Source organism: Streptomyces sp. NPDC094448 (assembly GCF_044763775.1).
Lineage (GTDB): Bacteria > Actinomycetota > Actinomycetes > Streptomycetales > Streptomycetaceae > Streptomyces.
The window spans coordinates 55,520-71,101 of sequence record NZ_JBIWGU010000014.1 but is presented as its reverse complement, the minus strand read 5'-3'; the positions used below and the strand labels follow the sequence as shown (position 1 = coordinate 71,101).

At 73.3% G+C, this 15,582-nt stretch carries 11 protein-coding genes and 1 CRISPR repeat array; of the genes, 10 read left to right on the top strand and 1 reads right to left on the bottom strand.

Annotated elements, in window-relative coordinates; all coding sequences use genetic code 11:
• Positions 1-459 precede the first annotated feature (459 nt).
• The 4 genes from ACIQ9E_RS25455 (at position 460) to ACIQ9E_RS25440 (ending at position 4,992) form a co-directional block, all read left to right on the top strand.
• Positions 460-1,413 carry a LysR family transcriptional regulator gene (locus tag ACIQ9E_RS25455; RefSeq protein WP_403710910.1) on the top strand — a complete coding sequence of 318 codons (954 nt, stop codon included), beginning with the start codon at positions 460-462 and terminating at the stop codon, positions 1,411-1,413.
• A gap of 9 nt (positions 1,414-1,422) precedes the next feature.
• Positions 1,423-2,958, top strand: a complete 1,536-nt coding sequence (locus ACIQ9E_RS25450; protein WP_403710725.1) for a phytoene desaturase family protein — start codon at positions 1,423-1,425, stop codon at positions 2,956-2,958.
• Positions 2,959-3,176: 218 nt separating this feature from the next.
• A complete protein-coding gene (gene fabG, locus ACIQ9E_RS25445) occupies positions 3,177-3,953 on the top strand; it encodes a 3-oxoacyl-ACP reductase FabG (RefSeq protein WP_403710908.1) in 777 nt (258 codons plus the stop codon).
• A 31-nt stretch (positions 3,954-3,984) separates the two neighbouring features.
• A complete protein-coding gene (locus ACIQ9E_RS25440) occupies positions 3,985-4,992 on the top strand; it encodes a hypothetical protein (RefSeq protein ID WP_403710723.1) in 1,008 nt (335 codons plus the stop codon).
• Between the two features lie 65 nt (positions 4,993-5,057).
• Here the strand turns inward: ACIQ9E_RS25440 and ACIQ9E_RS25435 are convergent, their stop codons facing one another.
• Positions 5,058-6,887 (bottom strand): serine hydrolase, encoded by a 1,830-nt coding sequence (locus ACIQ9E_RS25435; RefSeq protein WP_403710906.1) that lies wholly within the window; start codon positions 6,885-6,887, stop codon positions 5,058-5,060.
• Between the two features lie 229 nt (positions 6,888-7,116).
• Here ACIQ9E_RS25435 and ACIQ9E_RS25430 point away from each other — a divergent pair, with 229 nt between their 5' ends.
• The 6 genes from ACIQ9E_RS25430 (at position 7,117) to ACIQ9E_RS25405 (ending at position 15,435) form a co-directional block, all read left to right on the top strand.
• Entirely contained in the window at positions 7,117-7,383 is a 267-nt protein-coding gene (locus ACIQ9E_RS25430) for a hypothetical protein (protein ID WP_403710721.1), read from the top strand.
• Between the two features lie 137 nt (positions 7,384-7,520).
• A CRISPR array of direct repeats spans positions 7,521-8,219; the repeat unit is 28 nt; unit sequence CTCGTCCCCGCGCATGCGGGGGTGCTCC.
• A gap of 127 nt (positions 8,220-8,346) precedes the next feature.
• Positions 8,347-9,468, top strand: a complete 1,122-nt coding sequence (locus tag ACIQ9E_RS25425; RefSeq protein WP_403710719.1) for an NAD(P)H-dependent flavin oxidoreductase — start codon at positions 8,347-8,349, stop codon at positions 9,466-9,468.
• Positions 9,468-11,117, top strand: coding sequence for an AMP-binding protein (locus tag ACIQ9E_RS25420; RefSeq protein WP_403710717.1), 1,650 nt, complete (start codon positions 9,468-9,470; stop codon positions 11,115-11,117). The genes ACIQ9E_RS25425 and ACIQ9E_RS25420 overlap by 1 nt, the downstream gene beginning before the upstream one ends.
• A 90-nt stretch (positions 11,118-11,207) precedes the next feature.
• The gene (locus ACIQ9E_RS25415; protein WP_403710715.1) at positions 11,208-12,305 is read left to right on the top strand and encodes a calcium:proton antiporter; all 1,098 of its coding nucleotides are present in this window, start codon (positions 11,208-11,210) and stop codon (positions 12,303-12,305) included.
• A 374-nt stretch (positions 12,306-12,679) separates the two neighbouring features.
• On the top strand, positions 12,680-15,295 hold the full coding sequence (lanKC, locus tag ACIQ9E_RS25410; RefSeq protein ID WP_403710712.1) for a class III lanthionine synthetase LanKC: 2,616 nt from the start codon (positions 12,680-12,682) through the stop codon (positions 15,293-15,295).
• Entirely contained in the window at positions 15,292-15,435 is a 144-nt protein-coding gene (locus ACIQ9E_RS25405; RefSeq protein ID WP_403710710.1) for a SapB/AmfS family lanthipeptide, read from the top strand. Before lanKC ends, ACIQ9E_RS25405 begins: the two co-directional genes overlap by 4 nt.
• Positions 15,436-15,582: the final 147 nt, after the last annotated feature.

The following is a 15,582-nucleotide window of genomic DNA, read 5'->3' as shown; positions in this document are numbered from 1 at the left end:
CGCCCCACGGCGGCACCGCCCCGGGGCCCGGTCCTGCGGCCCACGCCGGAGGACCCGTTCAGGGGCTCACCCGCGGCGCGCCGGGCGAACGGCACGGCCGGGATCACCCTGCCCCCGGCCAGGGCGACCGGATGGATGACCACCGCCCGAGTCGAGCAGGCACTCGCCCGGACCCGGGACTTCCTCGCCGCCGGATGGACCCGCCGGTGCGCTCCCCGCGGACGCGGGGATGGTCCCCGGCTCCTGACACCGGACGAGGTGGCCTCCTGGTGCTCCCCGCCCCGCGGGGCTCCCGCGTCCGGGGCGGACCTCCCGCCCCGGAGGCGGTCGATCAGGGCCGAACTCCCCCTCCCCGTACGGTCGTACGCCCCCGACCGACCCCTCCTCCGCCACGGACCCCGATTCGTGCACCCACGGCTTCGGGGGCCTAAGCTCTGCCGTGTGCTCGACGTGAGGCGTATGTGGGTGCTCTGCGCTGTGGTCGCAGGAGGTTCGGTCACCGCGGCTGCCGCCCGGCTGGGGTACACGCCGTCCGCCGTCAGCCAGCAGGTGGCGGCGCTGGAGCGGCAGACCGGGACGGCACTGCTGGAGCGGGTCGGACGAGGGGTGCGGCCCACCGCCGCCGGACGGTTGCTCGCGGAGCACGCCGTACTCATCGGGCGGCAGCTCGCCGAGGCCGAGACCGCGCTCGCCGATCTCCGCGCCGGGCGCACCGGACTGCTCGTCGTGCGGTACGCGCCCGGCTCCGGCGCCGGGCTCGTCGCGCCCGCCGTGGCGCGGCTGCGGGCCGCGCATCCCGAGGTACGGATCGACCTCGGGCCCGCCGACGACGGCTCCGCCCTTGCCGACGTCGCCCGCGGACTGGTCGACCTCGCCGTCGTCACCCGCCCGCCGGGCCCGCCCGACGCCGTACCGGACGGGGTGCGGCTGGAGCATCTGATGGACGACGCCTACCGGGCCGTCCTGCCCGCCGGACACCACCTCGCCACCCGCCGCACGGTTGGCCTCGACGAACTCGCCCGCGAACCGTGGATCAGCTCCGCCGGACCCGGACCGGACGGGCTGCACCACGCCGCCCCGGCCCCCGGACCTGAGATCGTGGTGACCGGCGAGGACCAGGCCGCCGTGCAGAGCCTGGTCGCCGCGGGCCTCGGCATCGCGCTCGTCCCGCAGCTGGGTCTCGGCACCCGGCATCCCGGGGTCGTCGTGCGCCGGGTGCGCAACCCCGGCCCGGTCCGGCCGGTCCACGCCGCGCTGCGGACCGCGCCCGGTGGCCATCCGGCCGTATTGTTCCTGCTCGACGCCCTCCACGACGCCGTACCCCGCGGCACCGGCCGCCGTACTCCGCGGCGCCCCGTCGCCGCACCCCGTGCGGACGGGCCGAGGGTCCCGCGCCCGGCCCCGGCGGGTTAGGGTCCGGGCATGCCCGCACAGACCTCGTACGACGCCGTCATCGTCGGTGGCGGCCACAACGGCCTCGTCGCCGCCGCCTACCTGGCCCGCGCGGGCCGCTCCGTACTCCTCCTCGAACGGGCCCCGGTCACCGGTGGCGCGGCCGTCTCGACCCGGCCCTTCGCCGGGGTCGACGCCCGCCTCTCGCGCTACTCGTATCTGGTGTCCCTGCTGCCCGACACGATCGTCCGCGACCTCGGCCTCGCCTTCGCCGTACGGAAGAGGACGGTCTCCTCCTACACCCCGTCCGGCACCGGCGGACTGCTCGTCGGGGCCGGCCGGACCCGGGACTCCTTCGCCGCGCTGACCGGCGGAGACCGCGAGTACGAGGCATGGAATGCGTTCTACGGAATGACGGGACGGGTCGCAGAGCGGGTGTTCCCCACCCTGACCGAACCGCTCCCGACCCGTGGGGAACTCCGGTCGCGCATCGACGACGACACGGCCTGGCGCACGCTCTTCGAAGAGCCCGTCGGAGTCGCGGTGGAGGAGCGGTTCCGGCACGACCTGGTCCGGGGCGTGGTGCTGACCGACGCCCTGATCGGCACCTTCGCGGACGCCCACGACCCCGGTCTGGTACAGAACCGCTGCTTCCTGTACCACGTCATCGGCGGCGGAACCGGCGACTGGGACGTCCCGGTCGGCGGTATGGGTGCCCTCACCGACGCCCTCGCCGCGGCTGCCCGGTCCGCGGGCGCCGAACTGCTGACCGGCCACGAGGTCACCCGGATCGACACCGACGGCACCACCGCCGAGATCGGCTGGACCGCGGACGGCCGGGACGGTACGGTCGCCGCCCGCCACGTCCTGGTGAACGCCGCCCCGCGCGAACTCGCCCGCCTGCTCGGTGAAGAGCCGCCCGGCCCGGCGCCCGAGGGCGCCCAGTTCAAGGTGAACATGCTGCTGCACAGGCTGCCCGCGCTGAAGGACACATCGGTCGACCCGCGCGACGCCTTCGCCGGCACGTTCCATATCTCCGAGGGGTACGAGCAGCTCGCGACCGCCTACCGGGAGGCGTCGGCCGGGCGGCTGCCGAGCGCGCCCCCGTCGGAGATCTACTGCCATTCGCTGACCGACCCCTCCATCCTCGGGCCCGGTCTCGCCGCCCGCGGGCACCACACGCTCACCCTGTTCGGCCTGCACACGCCCGCACGCCTGTTCGCCGGGGACAACGACCGCACGCGTGCGGAACTCCTCGCCCGTACCCTCGCCGAACTGGACTCCCATCTCGCCGAACCCCTCGCGGACTGTCTCGCCGTCGACGCCGACGGGGCACCGTGCGTCGAGGCGAAGACCCCGCTCGACGTGGAACGGGAGGTCGGCATGCCGGGCGGGCACATCTTCCACCGCGACCTCGCCTTCCCGTACGCCACGGAGGAGACCGGCCGCTGGGGTGTGGAGACCGGGCACGCCAACGTCCTGCTGTGCGGGGCGGGCGCGGTACGCGGCGGTGGTGTCAGCGGGATCCCCGGACACAACGCGGCCATGGCGGCCCTCGGCCGCTGAACCCGGGCCGCACGGCGGAATGCCCGGCCCGGAGACGGGTGGCAGGCCGGGCTCCGGCACCGCGGCGGAGAGCTGCGCCGGGTGCGGCCAGTTTCAGCCGTCCTGCCCCGTTCCCGGCCGCTACCGAGGCGACGACCCCTACCGTGACGATCATGGTCGTGTCCGTGGCGACGGGCGCGCGGAGAGTCGAACAGCCGGACGAGGTACGGGAGCGGGACATGGGCACTGAGTGGCGCGAGCGGTCCGTGGTGGTGACGGGTGCGACCCGTGGAATCGGACGGGGTATCGCGGAGTTGTTCGCCTCCCGGGGCGCGGCCGTGGCCGTCACCGGCCGGGACGCGGCGACCGCCGGGAAGGCCGCCGAGGAGCTGGCCGCCGCCACAGGCGGCCGGGTCACCGGGCTGGCGCTCGACCTGCGGGATCCGGATGCCGCCGAGGCGTTGGCGGAGGAGGTCGAGCGGCGCCACGGGAGGCTGGACGTCGTCTGCGCCAACGCCGGGATCTTCCCCGGCAAGCCGCTGCGGGAGTTGACGGCCCCCGATGTCGACGAGGTCCTCGCCGTGAATCTGCGCGGGTCGATCCTGGTGACGAAGGCGTTCCTGCCCGCCTTGGAGCGCGCCGGGCGCGGCCGGATCGTCCTGAAATCCTCCATCACCGGTCCCGTCACCGGCTACAGCGGCTGGTCCCATTACGGGGCGAGCAAGGCCGGTCAGCTCGGATTCCTGCGGAGCGCGGCACTGGAGCTGGCGCCGGCCGGGATCACCGTCAACGCCGTCCTGCCCGGCAATGTGCGCACCGAGGGCCTGGCCGAGCTGGGCGAGGACTATCTGCGGCGGATGACCGCGTCGATTCCGGCCGGCCGGCTCGGCGAGACCGCCGATATCGCGCATGCGGTGCTGTTCCTCGCCTCGGACGAGGCGTCGTTCATCACCGGCCAGACCCTCACCGTCGACGGCGGCCAGACGCTTCCCGAATCCCTCGACGCCCTCGCCTGAGAAGCCGGTCGCCGAGTGGAAGGAGCACGGGATGGGGAAGCGTACGAAACGCGGACGCGTCGGAGACGGACCGGTCGCCACCGGACTCGCCGACACGATGCAGGATGTCTACGCCGCGGCGGCCGCGGCCCGGCGCGAGCAGCTCCTTGCTTCGGCGCCCGTGGTGCTGGCCCTCTTCGACGGCGCAGGCGGTCGGATGTGCCTGCGCACCCCCGGCCGGCCGGTTGCCCATGCGCCGTCCGTGCCCGCCGAATACCGGCAGTTGAAGGGGCTTGCGCACGCGCCCGTCGCCGTATTCGAACTCGCCGCGGCGCCCGTCCCGGCCGCCGGGGAGCCGTCTGCCGGAGAGCCGTCTGCCCGGTTCACTGCTGCGATGGCGCACGGCACCCGGGACCAGGTCCTCAGCGGGCTCGGCCCCGAGGACGCCCGGATCGGACGGACCCTCCTCGGCCTCTGCGACAGGCTCCTTGCGCGCCTCGACTCCGGTACGCGCGCCCATGAAGCCGACGCCGCGCGCTTTGCCCGCGCCTGCGCGCCGCTCGTACTCCACCTGGTAGAGCGGGCCGCCGCCGTCCAGGTCGGCCACTGGACCGCTGTGCTGGACCGGTGGCAGAAGCGGCTGGGCGGCTCCTTCGAGGGGGTGTACGCGGCCGCGAACACCTTGTACGTCACGCGGTGCAAGAACGTCCTCTTCACCATCCTGGCCCAGTATCTCGGGGAGGAGGCGATCGGGGAGCGGCTGTTCCTCTTCGAGACACCGGAGTTCACCACGTCCCCGGACCGGATGCTCGACCTCCTGACCCGGGTCGTCACGGACCGCGAACTGGGGCGGGCGTTCTTCGGAAACGGCCGGATCATGGATGTGGAACTCATGGGCGACGCCGCCCGCGATGCCGTCCGCCGCGAGATGGCCCGGCGCGGCAGGAAGGCGGCGCTTCCCACCGTCGCCCCCTACGACACCCACCAGTGGCCCTGGGCCACCGATCCGCTGAGCGGTACCGGACCCGGGACTCTCGCCGCCGCCCGGCCCGGCGGCTGATTACCCGGCCCGGCGGCCGACCACCCGGTCGGCTCAGCCTGCGCCGGTTCGGTCTTTCCCTTGGCTCAGTCCTCCGAAGGCGTCCAGCCGTTCGCTTCGATCCGGGCCGCGTCCGCAGACCGCGCCTCGTCGAAGACCGTCCGGTGTCCGTCCTCGACCCGTATCCCGTCCACGTACACGCCCCGCCCCACATACCGCTGGTCGGTGGTGTACCGCCAGCGCAGCCGCAGGCCGCCGGTGCCGCTCCAGGAGGACAGGTCGGCCGTCATCCGGTGCCAGCACCGCCCGGAGAAGCCGGTCGCCGTGCCCGCCGGGTGTTCGCGGTCCGGGGCCCCGGCGCGGGCCGTGCGGAACGGCACGGCGGTCCAGGTGGCGCCGCCGTCCGACGTGGCCTCCAGGAAGAGGGTGTCGGCCGACGGCTCGGTGTCCCACCACAGCGAGCAGCGCAGCCGCGGGCGCGCCGCGCCGCCGCCGAAGGCGGGCAGCGGGGGAAGTGCGAGGGTGGCGGTGGTGCCGGAGGCCATTCCGGAGAACCAGGCGGTACGGCCGTGGGCCGGACGTACCGGAACGGCCCGCGCCAGCCGGTCGGCCGCCGCGACCCGGGGCGCGCTGCCGGAGCGCCAGGTGCGCACCGGGTGCACGGAGTTGCCGAGGACGATCAGGAAGGAGTCCGTCGTCGGGTCCAGTACGAGGCTCGTCCCGGTGAAACCGGTGTGCCCGGCGGTCCGCGGCGTGGCCATCGCGCCCATGTACCAGTGCTGGTTCAGCTCGAAGCCGAGGCCGTGCTCGTCCCCGGGGAAGGCGGTGTTGAAGTCGGTGAACATCAGCTCGACGGAGTCGGGCCGCAGGATGCGGGCCCGGCCGTAGGAGCCGCCGTTGAGGAGCGTACGGGCCAGGATCGCGAGGTCCCAGGCGCAGGAGAAGACACCCGCGTGGCCCGCGACGCCGCCGAAGGAGTACGCGTTCTCGTCGTGGACCTCGCCCCACACCATGCCCCGGTCCAGCCCCGACCACGGCGGCCGGGAGTCCTCGGTGGCCGCGATCGCCGGGCGCCACGAGAGCGGCGGGTTGAAGCGGGTGCGGCGCATCCCGAGCGGAGCGGTGATCTCGTCGTGCAGCAGGGCGTCCAGCGGGCGCCCCGTGAGCTTCTCCAGGATCAGCTGGAGGGAGATCAGATTGAGGTCGGAGTAGAGGTACGCCGAACCGGGCGCGGACGCCGGACGCTCGGCCCACAGCATCCGCAGCTTTCCCTCCCGGGTCGGCTCCCGGTACAGCGGGATCCACGACCGGAATCCCGAGGTGTGGGTCAGCAACTGCCGTACGGTGACGGCCTCCTTGCCCGCCGCCCCGAACTCCGGCAAATACGCGGCCACCTTCTCGTCCAGCTCCAGCGCCTCCCGCTCGACGAGCTGCACCGCGAGTATCGACGTGAACAGCTTGGAGACGGAGGCGAGGTCGAAGACGGTGTCCTCGGTCATCGGGATCTGCTCGTGCTGCGGCAGCTCCACCGCGGTGTCGGTCTTCTCGTCGTACGCGGCGTAGCGCCGGGCCAGCCCGATCGGCCGGTGCAGCGCCACCGTGCCGCCGCGCCCGGCGAGCAGCACGGCGCCCGCGTACCAGGGCCGGGGGCGGGTGGGGGAGGGGCGGAGGTAGGACTCGGCGTCGGCGACGAGGTCGTCGAGCCGGGCGGCGATCAGCCCGGCGCGGGCGGGGCTGCCGCGCCGCAGCGTGGGCCGGGCGCGGCGGACGGCTGCCGTACCCGTACCGGCGGGTGCCGGGGCCGCACGGGCGAACGGTACGGGCGCGAGCGCCAGGGCACCGCCCAGCGCCAGTACCCCGCCGCCCAGTCTCCGCCGGCTGATCCCGCTGCCGTCCGCCACCGCGTCCTTCGTCACCCGCACGCCCCGTCTCTGCGTCTCCGCGTCACTGAAACCTCTGCCGCCGAAAGTATCTTTCGACGTGCCGAGCGGTAGTGAAACGTTCTTTCAGTGAGTTGCCGCTGTCAACGGGGCGGATCGTGAAACCGGGCAGGGTGATGGTCGATCCTCCCCAAGACCTTCCTGGCGGTCCGCAACGGGGCTTCCGGCCTCCGGAGTCCGTATGGCCGCGTATATCCGTACAGCCATGACAGGGGAGTTCGACCTGGCTCCGTCCCTTGCCCGGGGTGTCGCGGACCGGGCGGGCGCATGGCAGTTCATCCGGGGTTCGCCGCGCGCCCCGGGTCGTCTGCGCGCCTTCCTGAACCCGGACGACACGCATATCGAGCTACTGGAGGAACACGCCGTCCGGCTGCCGCTCCCGCCCTGTCCGGTCGGTCGGGAGGAGGACGGGGGCGGTATGTCGCTGTACGCCCGGGAACGTTCGGCGGCGGGGCTCGAACGTGTCGGGTAACTGATCCCCGGGGGGTGGCTCGACGGGGGAGTCGGCCCCGTGGAATCCTTGGAGACCGGGCCGCTGCAAGGCGGCCACCTCTGAAGCAACTGAATGAAAGTGGCCTTGATCGCTGACAAAACCGCTGGTGAGGAAGCCTCGTCCCCGCACATGCGGGGGTGCTCCGATCTACTGCTCGGAGGCGTGCAAGAAGCGGGCCTCGTCCCCGCACATGCGGGGGTGCTCCCCGGCGCCGCTCCATCTGGACGGACACGGTGGCCTCGTCCCCGCACATGCGGGGGTGCTCCCTGCGACGACCGTGACACGGCTCCGTACGGGTGCTCGTCCCCGCACATGCGGGGGTGCTCCCCCCGACGATGCACTGCAACTTGCCAGCCGCTTCTCGTCCCCGCACATGCGGGGGTGCTCCTCCAGTGTGAGCGGCCCATAGCAGTCCAGTACACTCGTCCCCGCGCATGCGGGGGTGCTCCCAAAGACCTGCCCACCAAGCCAGGCGCCGGAAACTCGTCCCCGCGCATGCGGGGGTGCTCCGAGCAGCTGGATCCAGGCCCGCGCCCGGCCGACCTCGTCCCCGCGCATGCGGGGGTGCTCCCCGGTACGAGGTTGAGCAGGCACTCAAGGCCGCCTCGTCCCCGCGCATGCGGGGGTGCTCCGTAGAGCAGCCCGGTCGCGGCGCCCGGGGTGGTCTCGTCCCCGCGCATGCGGGGGTGCTCCGCCGGTTCGGTGTTCGCGGCGGCCGGAGGTTTCCTCGTCCCCGCGCATGCGGGGGTGCTCCGGTGGCGCGGCTGGCGGACGCGATGGGCACGCCCTCGTCCCCGCGCATGCGGGGAACGCCCCCGACCAGGTCGGTCCCGCGTTGAATCGGTGAACTCGGCATCCGGCCGGTCCCGCCCCCTCCCTGCAATCTGACGCAGCATCAGAAAACGTCTTCCCGTCTCCGCGCCCCTACGGCATCCTGCGCCCATGGAGACGGAGCTGAGCACAGCCCTCGGCGTCGAACACGCCATCTTCGGCTTCACGCCGTTCCCCGCGGTGGCCGCCGCGCTCACCCGGGCCGGCGGTCTCGGTGTCCTCGGTGCCGTCCGCTACACCGCGCCCGACGACCTCCGGCGCGATCTGGACTGGATGGAGAAGCACACCGGCGGAAAGCCGTACGGGCTCGACGTTGTCATGCCCGCGAAACCCGCCGAGGGGCCCGGCAACCGGACCCTTGCCGAAGCCGATGCCGAGGCGATGATCCCCGACGGACACCGGCGCTTCGTCGACGGGATACTCGCCCGCCACGACGTCCCGGGACTCCCCGACGGCGAGGCCTCCGGCTGGCGGATCACCGGCTGGATGGAGCAGGTCGCCCGCAGACAGCTCGACGTCGCCTTCGACTATCCGATCCGGCTGCTCGCCAACGCGCTGGGCTCGCCGCCCGCCGATGTCGTCGCCCGAGCGCACGAGCGGGGCGTACGGGTCGCCGCGCTCGCCGGAAGCGCCCGCCACGCCCGCCACCACGCCGACGCCGGGATCGACGTCGTCGTCGCCCAGGGGTACGAGGCAGGCGGCCATACCGGGGAGATCGCGACCATGGTGCTCACCCCCGAGGTCGTCGACGCCGTCGCCCCGCTGCCCGTCCTGGCCGCCGGTGGCATCGGCAGCGGACGGCAGATCGCCGCCGCCCTGGCCCTCGGTGCCCAGGGGGTGTGGCTCGGGTCGCTCTGGCTCACCGCCACCGAGGCCGACCTCCACTCCCGGGCCCTCACCGCGAAGCTCCTCGCCGCCGGCTCCGGCGACACCGTCCGCTCCCGGGCGCTGACCGGCAAACCGGCCCGGCAACTGCGCACCGCGTGGACCGACGCCTGGGACGACCCGGCCGGGCCCGGACCGCTGCCCATGCCGCTCCAGGGACTGCTGGTCGCCGAGGCCGTGTCCCGGATCCAGCGGTACGAGGTCGCCCCGCTGCTCGGCACCCCGGTCGGGCAGATCGTCGGCCGGATGACCTCGGAACGGTCCGTACGGCAACTGGTCGACGAGCTGACCCGGGAGTTCGAGACGGCCGTGGACCGCGTCAACCGCATCGCGGGGAGGGACCGCTGATGCCCCGTACCCCCGCCGGAGCGCCGGAACCGCCCGCCGCAACCGGTGCGGGCGGCCGGAGCCCGGCCGAGCAGCATCCGCCGGTCCGGCGCCCGGAGGCCCCCGCGCCGCCCAACGGCTTCTGGGCCCAGGCCGCCGCCGACCCCGGCCGGACCGTCCTCGTGACCCCCGGCGGCGAGACCTGGACGGCCGGACGGCTCCACGCCGCCGCCAACCGGCTCGTCCACGCATTGCGCGCCGCCGGACTGACCCACGGCGACGCCTTCGCCGCCGTCCTTCCCAACGGGGCCGAACTGCTGACCGCCCATCTCGCCGCCACCCAGGCCGGGATGTACCTGGTCCCCGTCAACCACCATCTCGTCGCCCCCGAGATCGCGCATATCCTCACCGACTCCGGCGCCCGGGTCCTCATCGCCCACGAACGGTTCGCCGGACCGGTCGCCGAGGCCGCCGAGCTGGCGGGCCTGCCGCCCGCGGCCCGCCGTGCCGTCGGCGCGATCGACGGCTTCAGCCCGTACCATCTGCTCCTCGAAGGACAGCCGGACACCCCGCCCGCCGACCGCCGCCTCGGCTGGGTGATGAACTACACCTCCGGAACCACCGGACGGCCCCGCGGTATCCGCCGTCCCCTCAGTGGCAGGCCCCCCGAGGAGGCCCATCTCGGGGGATTCCTCCGCTTCTTCGGCATCCGGCCCTTCGACGGGCATATCCATCTGGTCTGCTCGCCGCTCTATCACACCGCCGTGCTCCAGTTCGCGGCCGCGTCCCTCCATATCGGGCACCCCCTGGTCCTGATGGACGGATGGACGCCGGAGGAGATGCTGCGGCTGATCGCGGACCACCGCTGCACGCACACCCATATGGTCCCCACCCAGTTCCACCGGCTCCTCGCCCTGCCCGACGAGGTCAGGAGCCGGTACGACGTCTCCTCGCTGCGCCATGCCGTCCACGGCGCCGCCCCCTGCCCCGAGCAGGTCAAGCGGGCGATGATCGACTGGTGGGGCCCCTGTGTCGAGGAGTACTACGCCGCGAGCGAGGGCGGCGGTACGTTCGCCGGCGCCGCGGACTGGCTGAAGAAGCCCGGCACCGTCGGCAGGGCCTGGCCCATCAGCGAGATCGCGATCTTCGACGACGACGGGAACGCGCAGCCGCCCGGCACCGTCGGAACCGTCTACCTGACCATGCGGACGGGCGGCTTCCGCTATCACCGCGACGACGAGAAGACCGAGAAGAACCGTATCGGGGACTGGTTCACCGTCGGCGACCTCGGACTCCTCGACGACGACGGGTTCCTCTTCCTCCGCGACCGCAAAATCGACATGATCATCTCCGGTGGGGTCAATATCTACCCCGCGGAGATCGAAGCCGCGCTGCTCGCGCATCCGGCGGTGGCGGACGCCGCCGTCTTCGGGGTGCCGCACCCCGACCGGGGCGAGGAGGTCAAGGCCGTCGTCGAGCCCGCCGCGGCCGCGGAGCCCGGCGAGGCGCTGGCGGGGGAGCTGCTGGCGCACTGCGCCGGGCTGCTGGCCTCGTACAAACGCCCCCGCAGCATCGACTTCACGGCGGCCCTGCCCCGCGACCCCAACGGCAAGCTGTACAAGCGCAGACTGCGGGACCCGTACTGGGAGGGGCACCAGCGGCCCCTGTGACAGCGCACCCGCCCGGACCCTGCCCGGCCGCGCGCCACCGTTGGCGCAACCCCGCGCGCGCCACCGCCCCCGCGGTGGCAGCGTGGTCTCATGAAATCGGGCACAGCGCTTCTGTCGCAGTGGACCACCCTGGCGCCGGTGCTCGCGGTGATCGCCCTCGCCGCTGCCTGGGGCCGGGAGCTGCCCGGATTCGTGGTGGCGATCCTGACGATCTGTCTGTTCGCCGCCGTTCTGGCCGCGGTCCATCATGCGGAGGTCGTCGCCCACCGGGTCGGCGAGCCCTTCGGGTCGATCGTGCTGGCCGTCGCGGTGACCGTCATCGAGGTCGGACTGATCGTCATGCTGATGATCGGCGGCGGCGACAAGGCCTCCACCTACGCCCGGGACACCGTTTTCGCCGCCGTCATGATCACCTGCAATGGGATCGTCGGTGTCTCCCTGCTGGTAGCCACCCTGCGCAACAGGGTCGCCTTCTTCAACGCCGAGGGCACCGGCGGTGCCCTGGCCACCGGCTGCGCGCTGGCCACGCTGACCCTCGTCCTGCCCACCTTCACCACCAGCAAGCCGGGTCCCGAGTTCACCGGCGGTCAGCTCGCCTTCGCCGCGGTGGCCTCGCTGCTGCTGTACGGGCTCTTCATCGGCGTCCAGACCGTACGCCACCGCGACTACTTCCTCCCGGTACGGCCCGATGGCTCGCCCTGCGGCCCCGACGAGCACGCCGAGCCGCCGAGCATCCGTGATACCTGGGTCAGTCTGGCCCTGCTGATCGTGGCGCTGGTGGGGGTCGTCGGCAATGCCAAGCTCATCTCGCCCTCCATCGAACGCGGCATCGACGCGGCGGGGCTGCCGGTCTCCGCGGTCGGGGTCGTCATCGCCCTGATGGTGCTGCTGCCGGAGACCCTCGCGGCGGTCCGGGCCGCCCGCAACGAGCGCACGCAGACCAGCCTCAACCTCGCCTACGGCTCCGCCATGGCCAGTATCGGACTGACCATCCCGGTCATCGCCCTGGCCAGTATCTGGCTGTCCGGTCCGCTCATCCTCGGTGAGGGGCCGACCAATATGGTCCTGCTGGTGCTGACCGCGGTGGTCAGCGCGCTGACCGTGGTACCCGGCCGGGCCACGCTCCTCCAGGGCGGGGTGCATCTGGTGCTCTTCGCGGCGTTCATCTTCCTCTCGTTCAGCCCCTGAGGCCCTCTTCCGAGGCCCTCCCCTGAGGTCCTTCTCCGCTGCCCCGCCCCGGGACCGGAAGCCCTTCAGCCCCGCGCCCGCCCGGGTGCCTTTTCCTGTCTCCGGCCCGTGACCTGGTCGATTCCCGCTGCCCGGCCCCTCCCGTACCCCGGCTCCGACCGGAAGCGGAGGCTCCGTTGAGCGTGCGTGTGCAACGCACACACCGCATATGCGAACGGCGCATGAACTAGACATGACATAAGTGACTGTCCCGCCCCGCCGCCCGGATGGAAATCTCTGTCACGCCACGGAGCCCCCGGCGAACGGCCGGCCCCCGCGGCGGACCCCCTCGGGCGGCAGCCCGTACCGCACCGACGATCCGTGAAGGAGGCCAGGTGAATCCGGAGTACGGCGTGTACTGCCAGACGGACGGTGACTTCTACGACGCACCGCACCGCGCCGACGGCACCGCGACCCCGGACGCCTCCCTCTTCGAGCCGGCCCGCCACCCCGCCCCCGAGGGCTGGGAGACCCACCGCAGCGGCGACTGGCTGAGCTTCTACCCCGCCGGTGCCGAACTGCCCGCCCAGGGCTGGAAGATCCACGTCTCGGCCGCGGCCGACAACGCCGCCTCCGTCCTCCGCCGGGTCCACGACCACTGTCTGGCCCACCGGATCCCGCACAAGTTCGTCCCGGCCCCCCGCCTCCTCCACGTACGCAACGCCAAGTACGCCGACCGCGCGGGCAGCGGCAAGTTCATCACCGTCTATCCCCCCGCCGAGGACTCCTTCCAGGAGATCTGCGAGGCGCTGACCGGACTCCTCGACGGTGAGCACGGGCCGTACGTCCTGAGCGACCTGCGGCTCGGCGAAGGACCGGTCTACGTACGGTACGGAGCCTTCGCCGCCCGCTACTGCCTCGGCCCCGACGGCCGCCCCGTGCCCGCCGTCGCCGACCCCGAGGGGACCCTCGTCCCGGATCCGCGCGGCCCCTTCCTGCGCATACCGGGCTGGGTCACCCCGCCCGCCTTCCTCCGCCCGCATCTCGACGCCCGCGAGGCCCTCGGCACCACCGGGACACCGTACGAGATCGAAGCCGCCCTGCACTTCTCCAACGGCGGCGGCGTCTACCGGGCCCGCGACAGCCGCACCGGGGAGACCGTCGTCCTCAAGGAGGCCCGGCCCCACGCCGGACTCGCCGCCGACGGCGCCGACGCCGTCGCCCGGCTGGAGTCCGAACGCACGGCGCTGGAGCAGCTCGCCGGACTCGACTGCGTCCCCGCCGTCCGGGAGGCCTTCGACCTCGGCGGCCACCGCTTCCTGGCCCTGGAGCACATCGAGGGCAACACCCTCAACACCCTCCTCGCCCGGCGCTATCCGCTCTCCGCGCCCGACCCCGCGCCCGAAGCCCTCGCCGAACACGTCGCCTGGGTGGAACGCATCCACGGACTGGTCGAGGCCGCCGTGCGCCGGATCCACGACCGCGGCCTCGTCTTCAGCGATCTCCACATGAACAACATCATGGTCAGCGAGGACGAGTCCCGCGTCGTCCTCCTCGACTTCGAGGCCGCGTTCCCGGCCGCGGACGAGGACCGCCGGCAGATCGTCGCCAACCCGGCCTTCGTCGCCCCCGCCGACCGCACCGGCACCGGCATCGACCGCTACGCCCTCGCCTGTCTGCGCATCGCCCTGCTCGCGCCGCTCACCACCCTCTTCTTCATCGACCGCGGCCGGGCCCCCCGGATGGCCCGCGATACGGCCCGCCTCTTCGGCACCGGCGAAGCCGCCCTCGTGCCCGCCGTCCGCGAGATCGTCCGCGGTATGCCCGGCGAACACGCGCCCGAACCGGCCGTCCCCGAACCGGACGACTGGCCCTGGAGCCGGGACTCCATGGCCCGCGCGATCGCCGCCTCCTTCACCCCAGAACGCGAGGACCGCTGCTTCCCCGGCGATATCACCCAGTTCGCCACCCCGGTCGGCGGCCAGTGCTTCGGCACCGGAGCCGCCGGAGTGCTCCACGCCCTGCACGAGACCGGCGCGCCGCCCTGCCCGGAAGCCGTCGAATGGCTGCTGACCCGGACCAAGACCGTCGCCCCCGGCACCCCGCCCGGCTTCCACGACGGACTCGCGGGCATCGCCTGGACCCTCAACCGCCTCGGCCACCGCGACCGGGCCGCCGAACTCGCCCACCTCGTGGCCGAACAGCCCCTCGACCGGCTCACCGCCGATCTCCACAGCGGCCAGGCCGGAATCGCCCTCGCCTTCGACGAACTGGCCCGGGACGCCTCCGGCCCCGACGCCACCGCCTTCGCCGCGGCGGCCGACCGCTGCGCCGCCTACGCCGCCGGTTCCCTGACCGAAGGCCGCCCCTCGTCCCGTACCGGACTGCTGCACGGTGCCACCGGCCTCGCCCTCCTCTTCATACGGAGGTACGAGTCCACCGGCGATCCGGCCCTGCTCGACCTGGCCCGGACCGCACTCGCCCGCGACCTGGACCGCTGCAAACCCGGCAAGTCCGGGGAGCTGATGGTCGTCGAAGGCAAACGGCTGATGCCCTACCTCGGGGCCGGCAGCGCCGGAATCGCCGTTGTCCTCGACGAGTATCTGGCCCACCGGCCCGACGAGCGGTTCGAAACCGCCCGGGAGACGATCGCGCCCGCTCTGCGCGCCGCCTTCTACGTCCAGCCCGGTCTCTACCGGGGCATCGCCGGACTCGTCCTCCACCTCGCCCGGACCCCCGCCGGCGACCCCGCCGAACGGCGCCGCGCCGTCGAGCGCCACACCCGGCTCCTCGGCCTCCAGGCCACCCCCTACCGGGGTGACCTCGCCTTCCCCGGCGAGCAGATGATGCGCCGGTCCATGGACCTGGCCACCGGCACCGCCGGGGTACTGCTCGCCCTCGGCAGCGCGTACGGGGACACCCCGGCCGCCCTGCCGTTCCTCCCGCCGCCACCGCGGCCCACAGACCGGCCCCACCCAGGGGCCGCGCACCACCAACCGTCCCCACGATGAAGGAGACAATCATGGCGCTTCTCGACCTCCAGGCCCTTGAGATCACCGAGGACGAGGCCTTCGGCGACGTCGAGACCGGCAGCAACCTCAGCCTGACGGCGTGTGGCCCCCACAGCAACCTGAGCCTGCTGGCCTGCTGACGCCCCCTCGGCGTACGGACCGGTTCCGGGGCTGCCGCCCCGGGACCGGTCCGGTCCGTCCGGCCGCTCTCCCGGGCCGGACCCCGCACACCGGAAGGACCGTCCGCATGACGACCCGCCGCACCCGGCTCCCGGCCCCCGGGAACC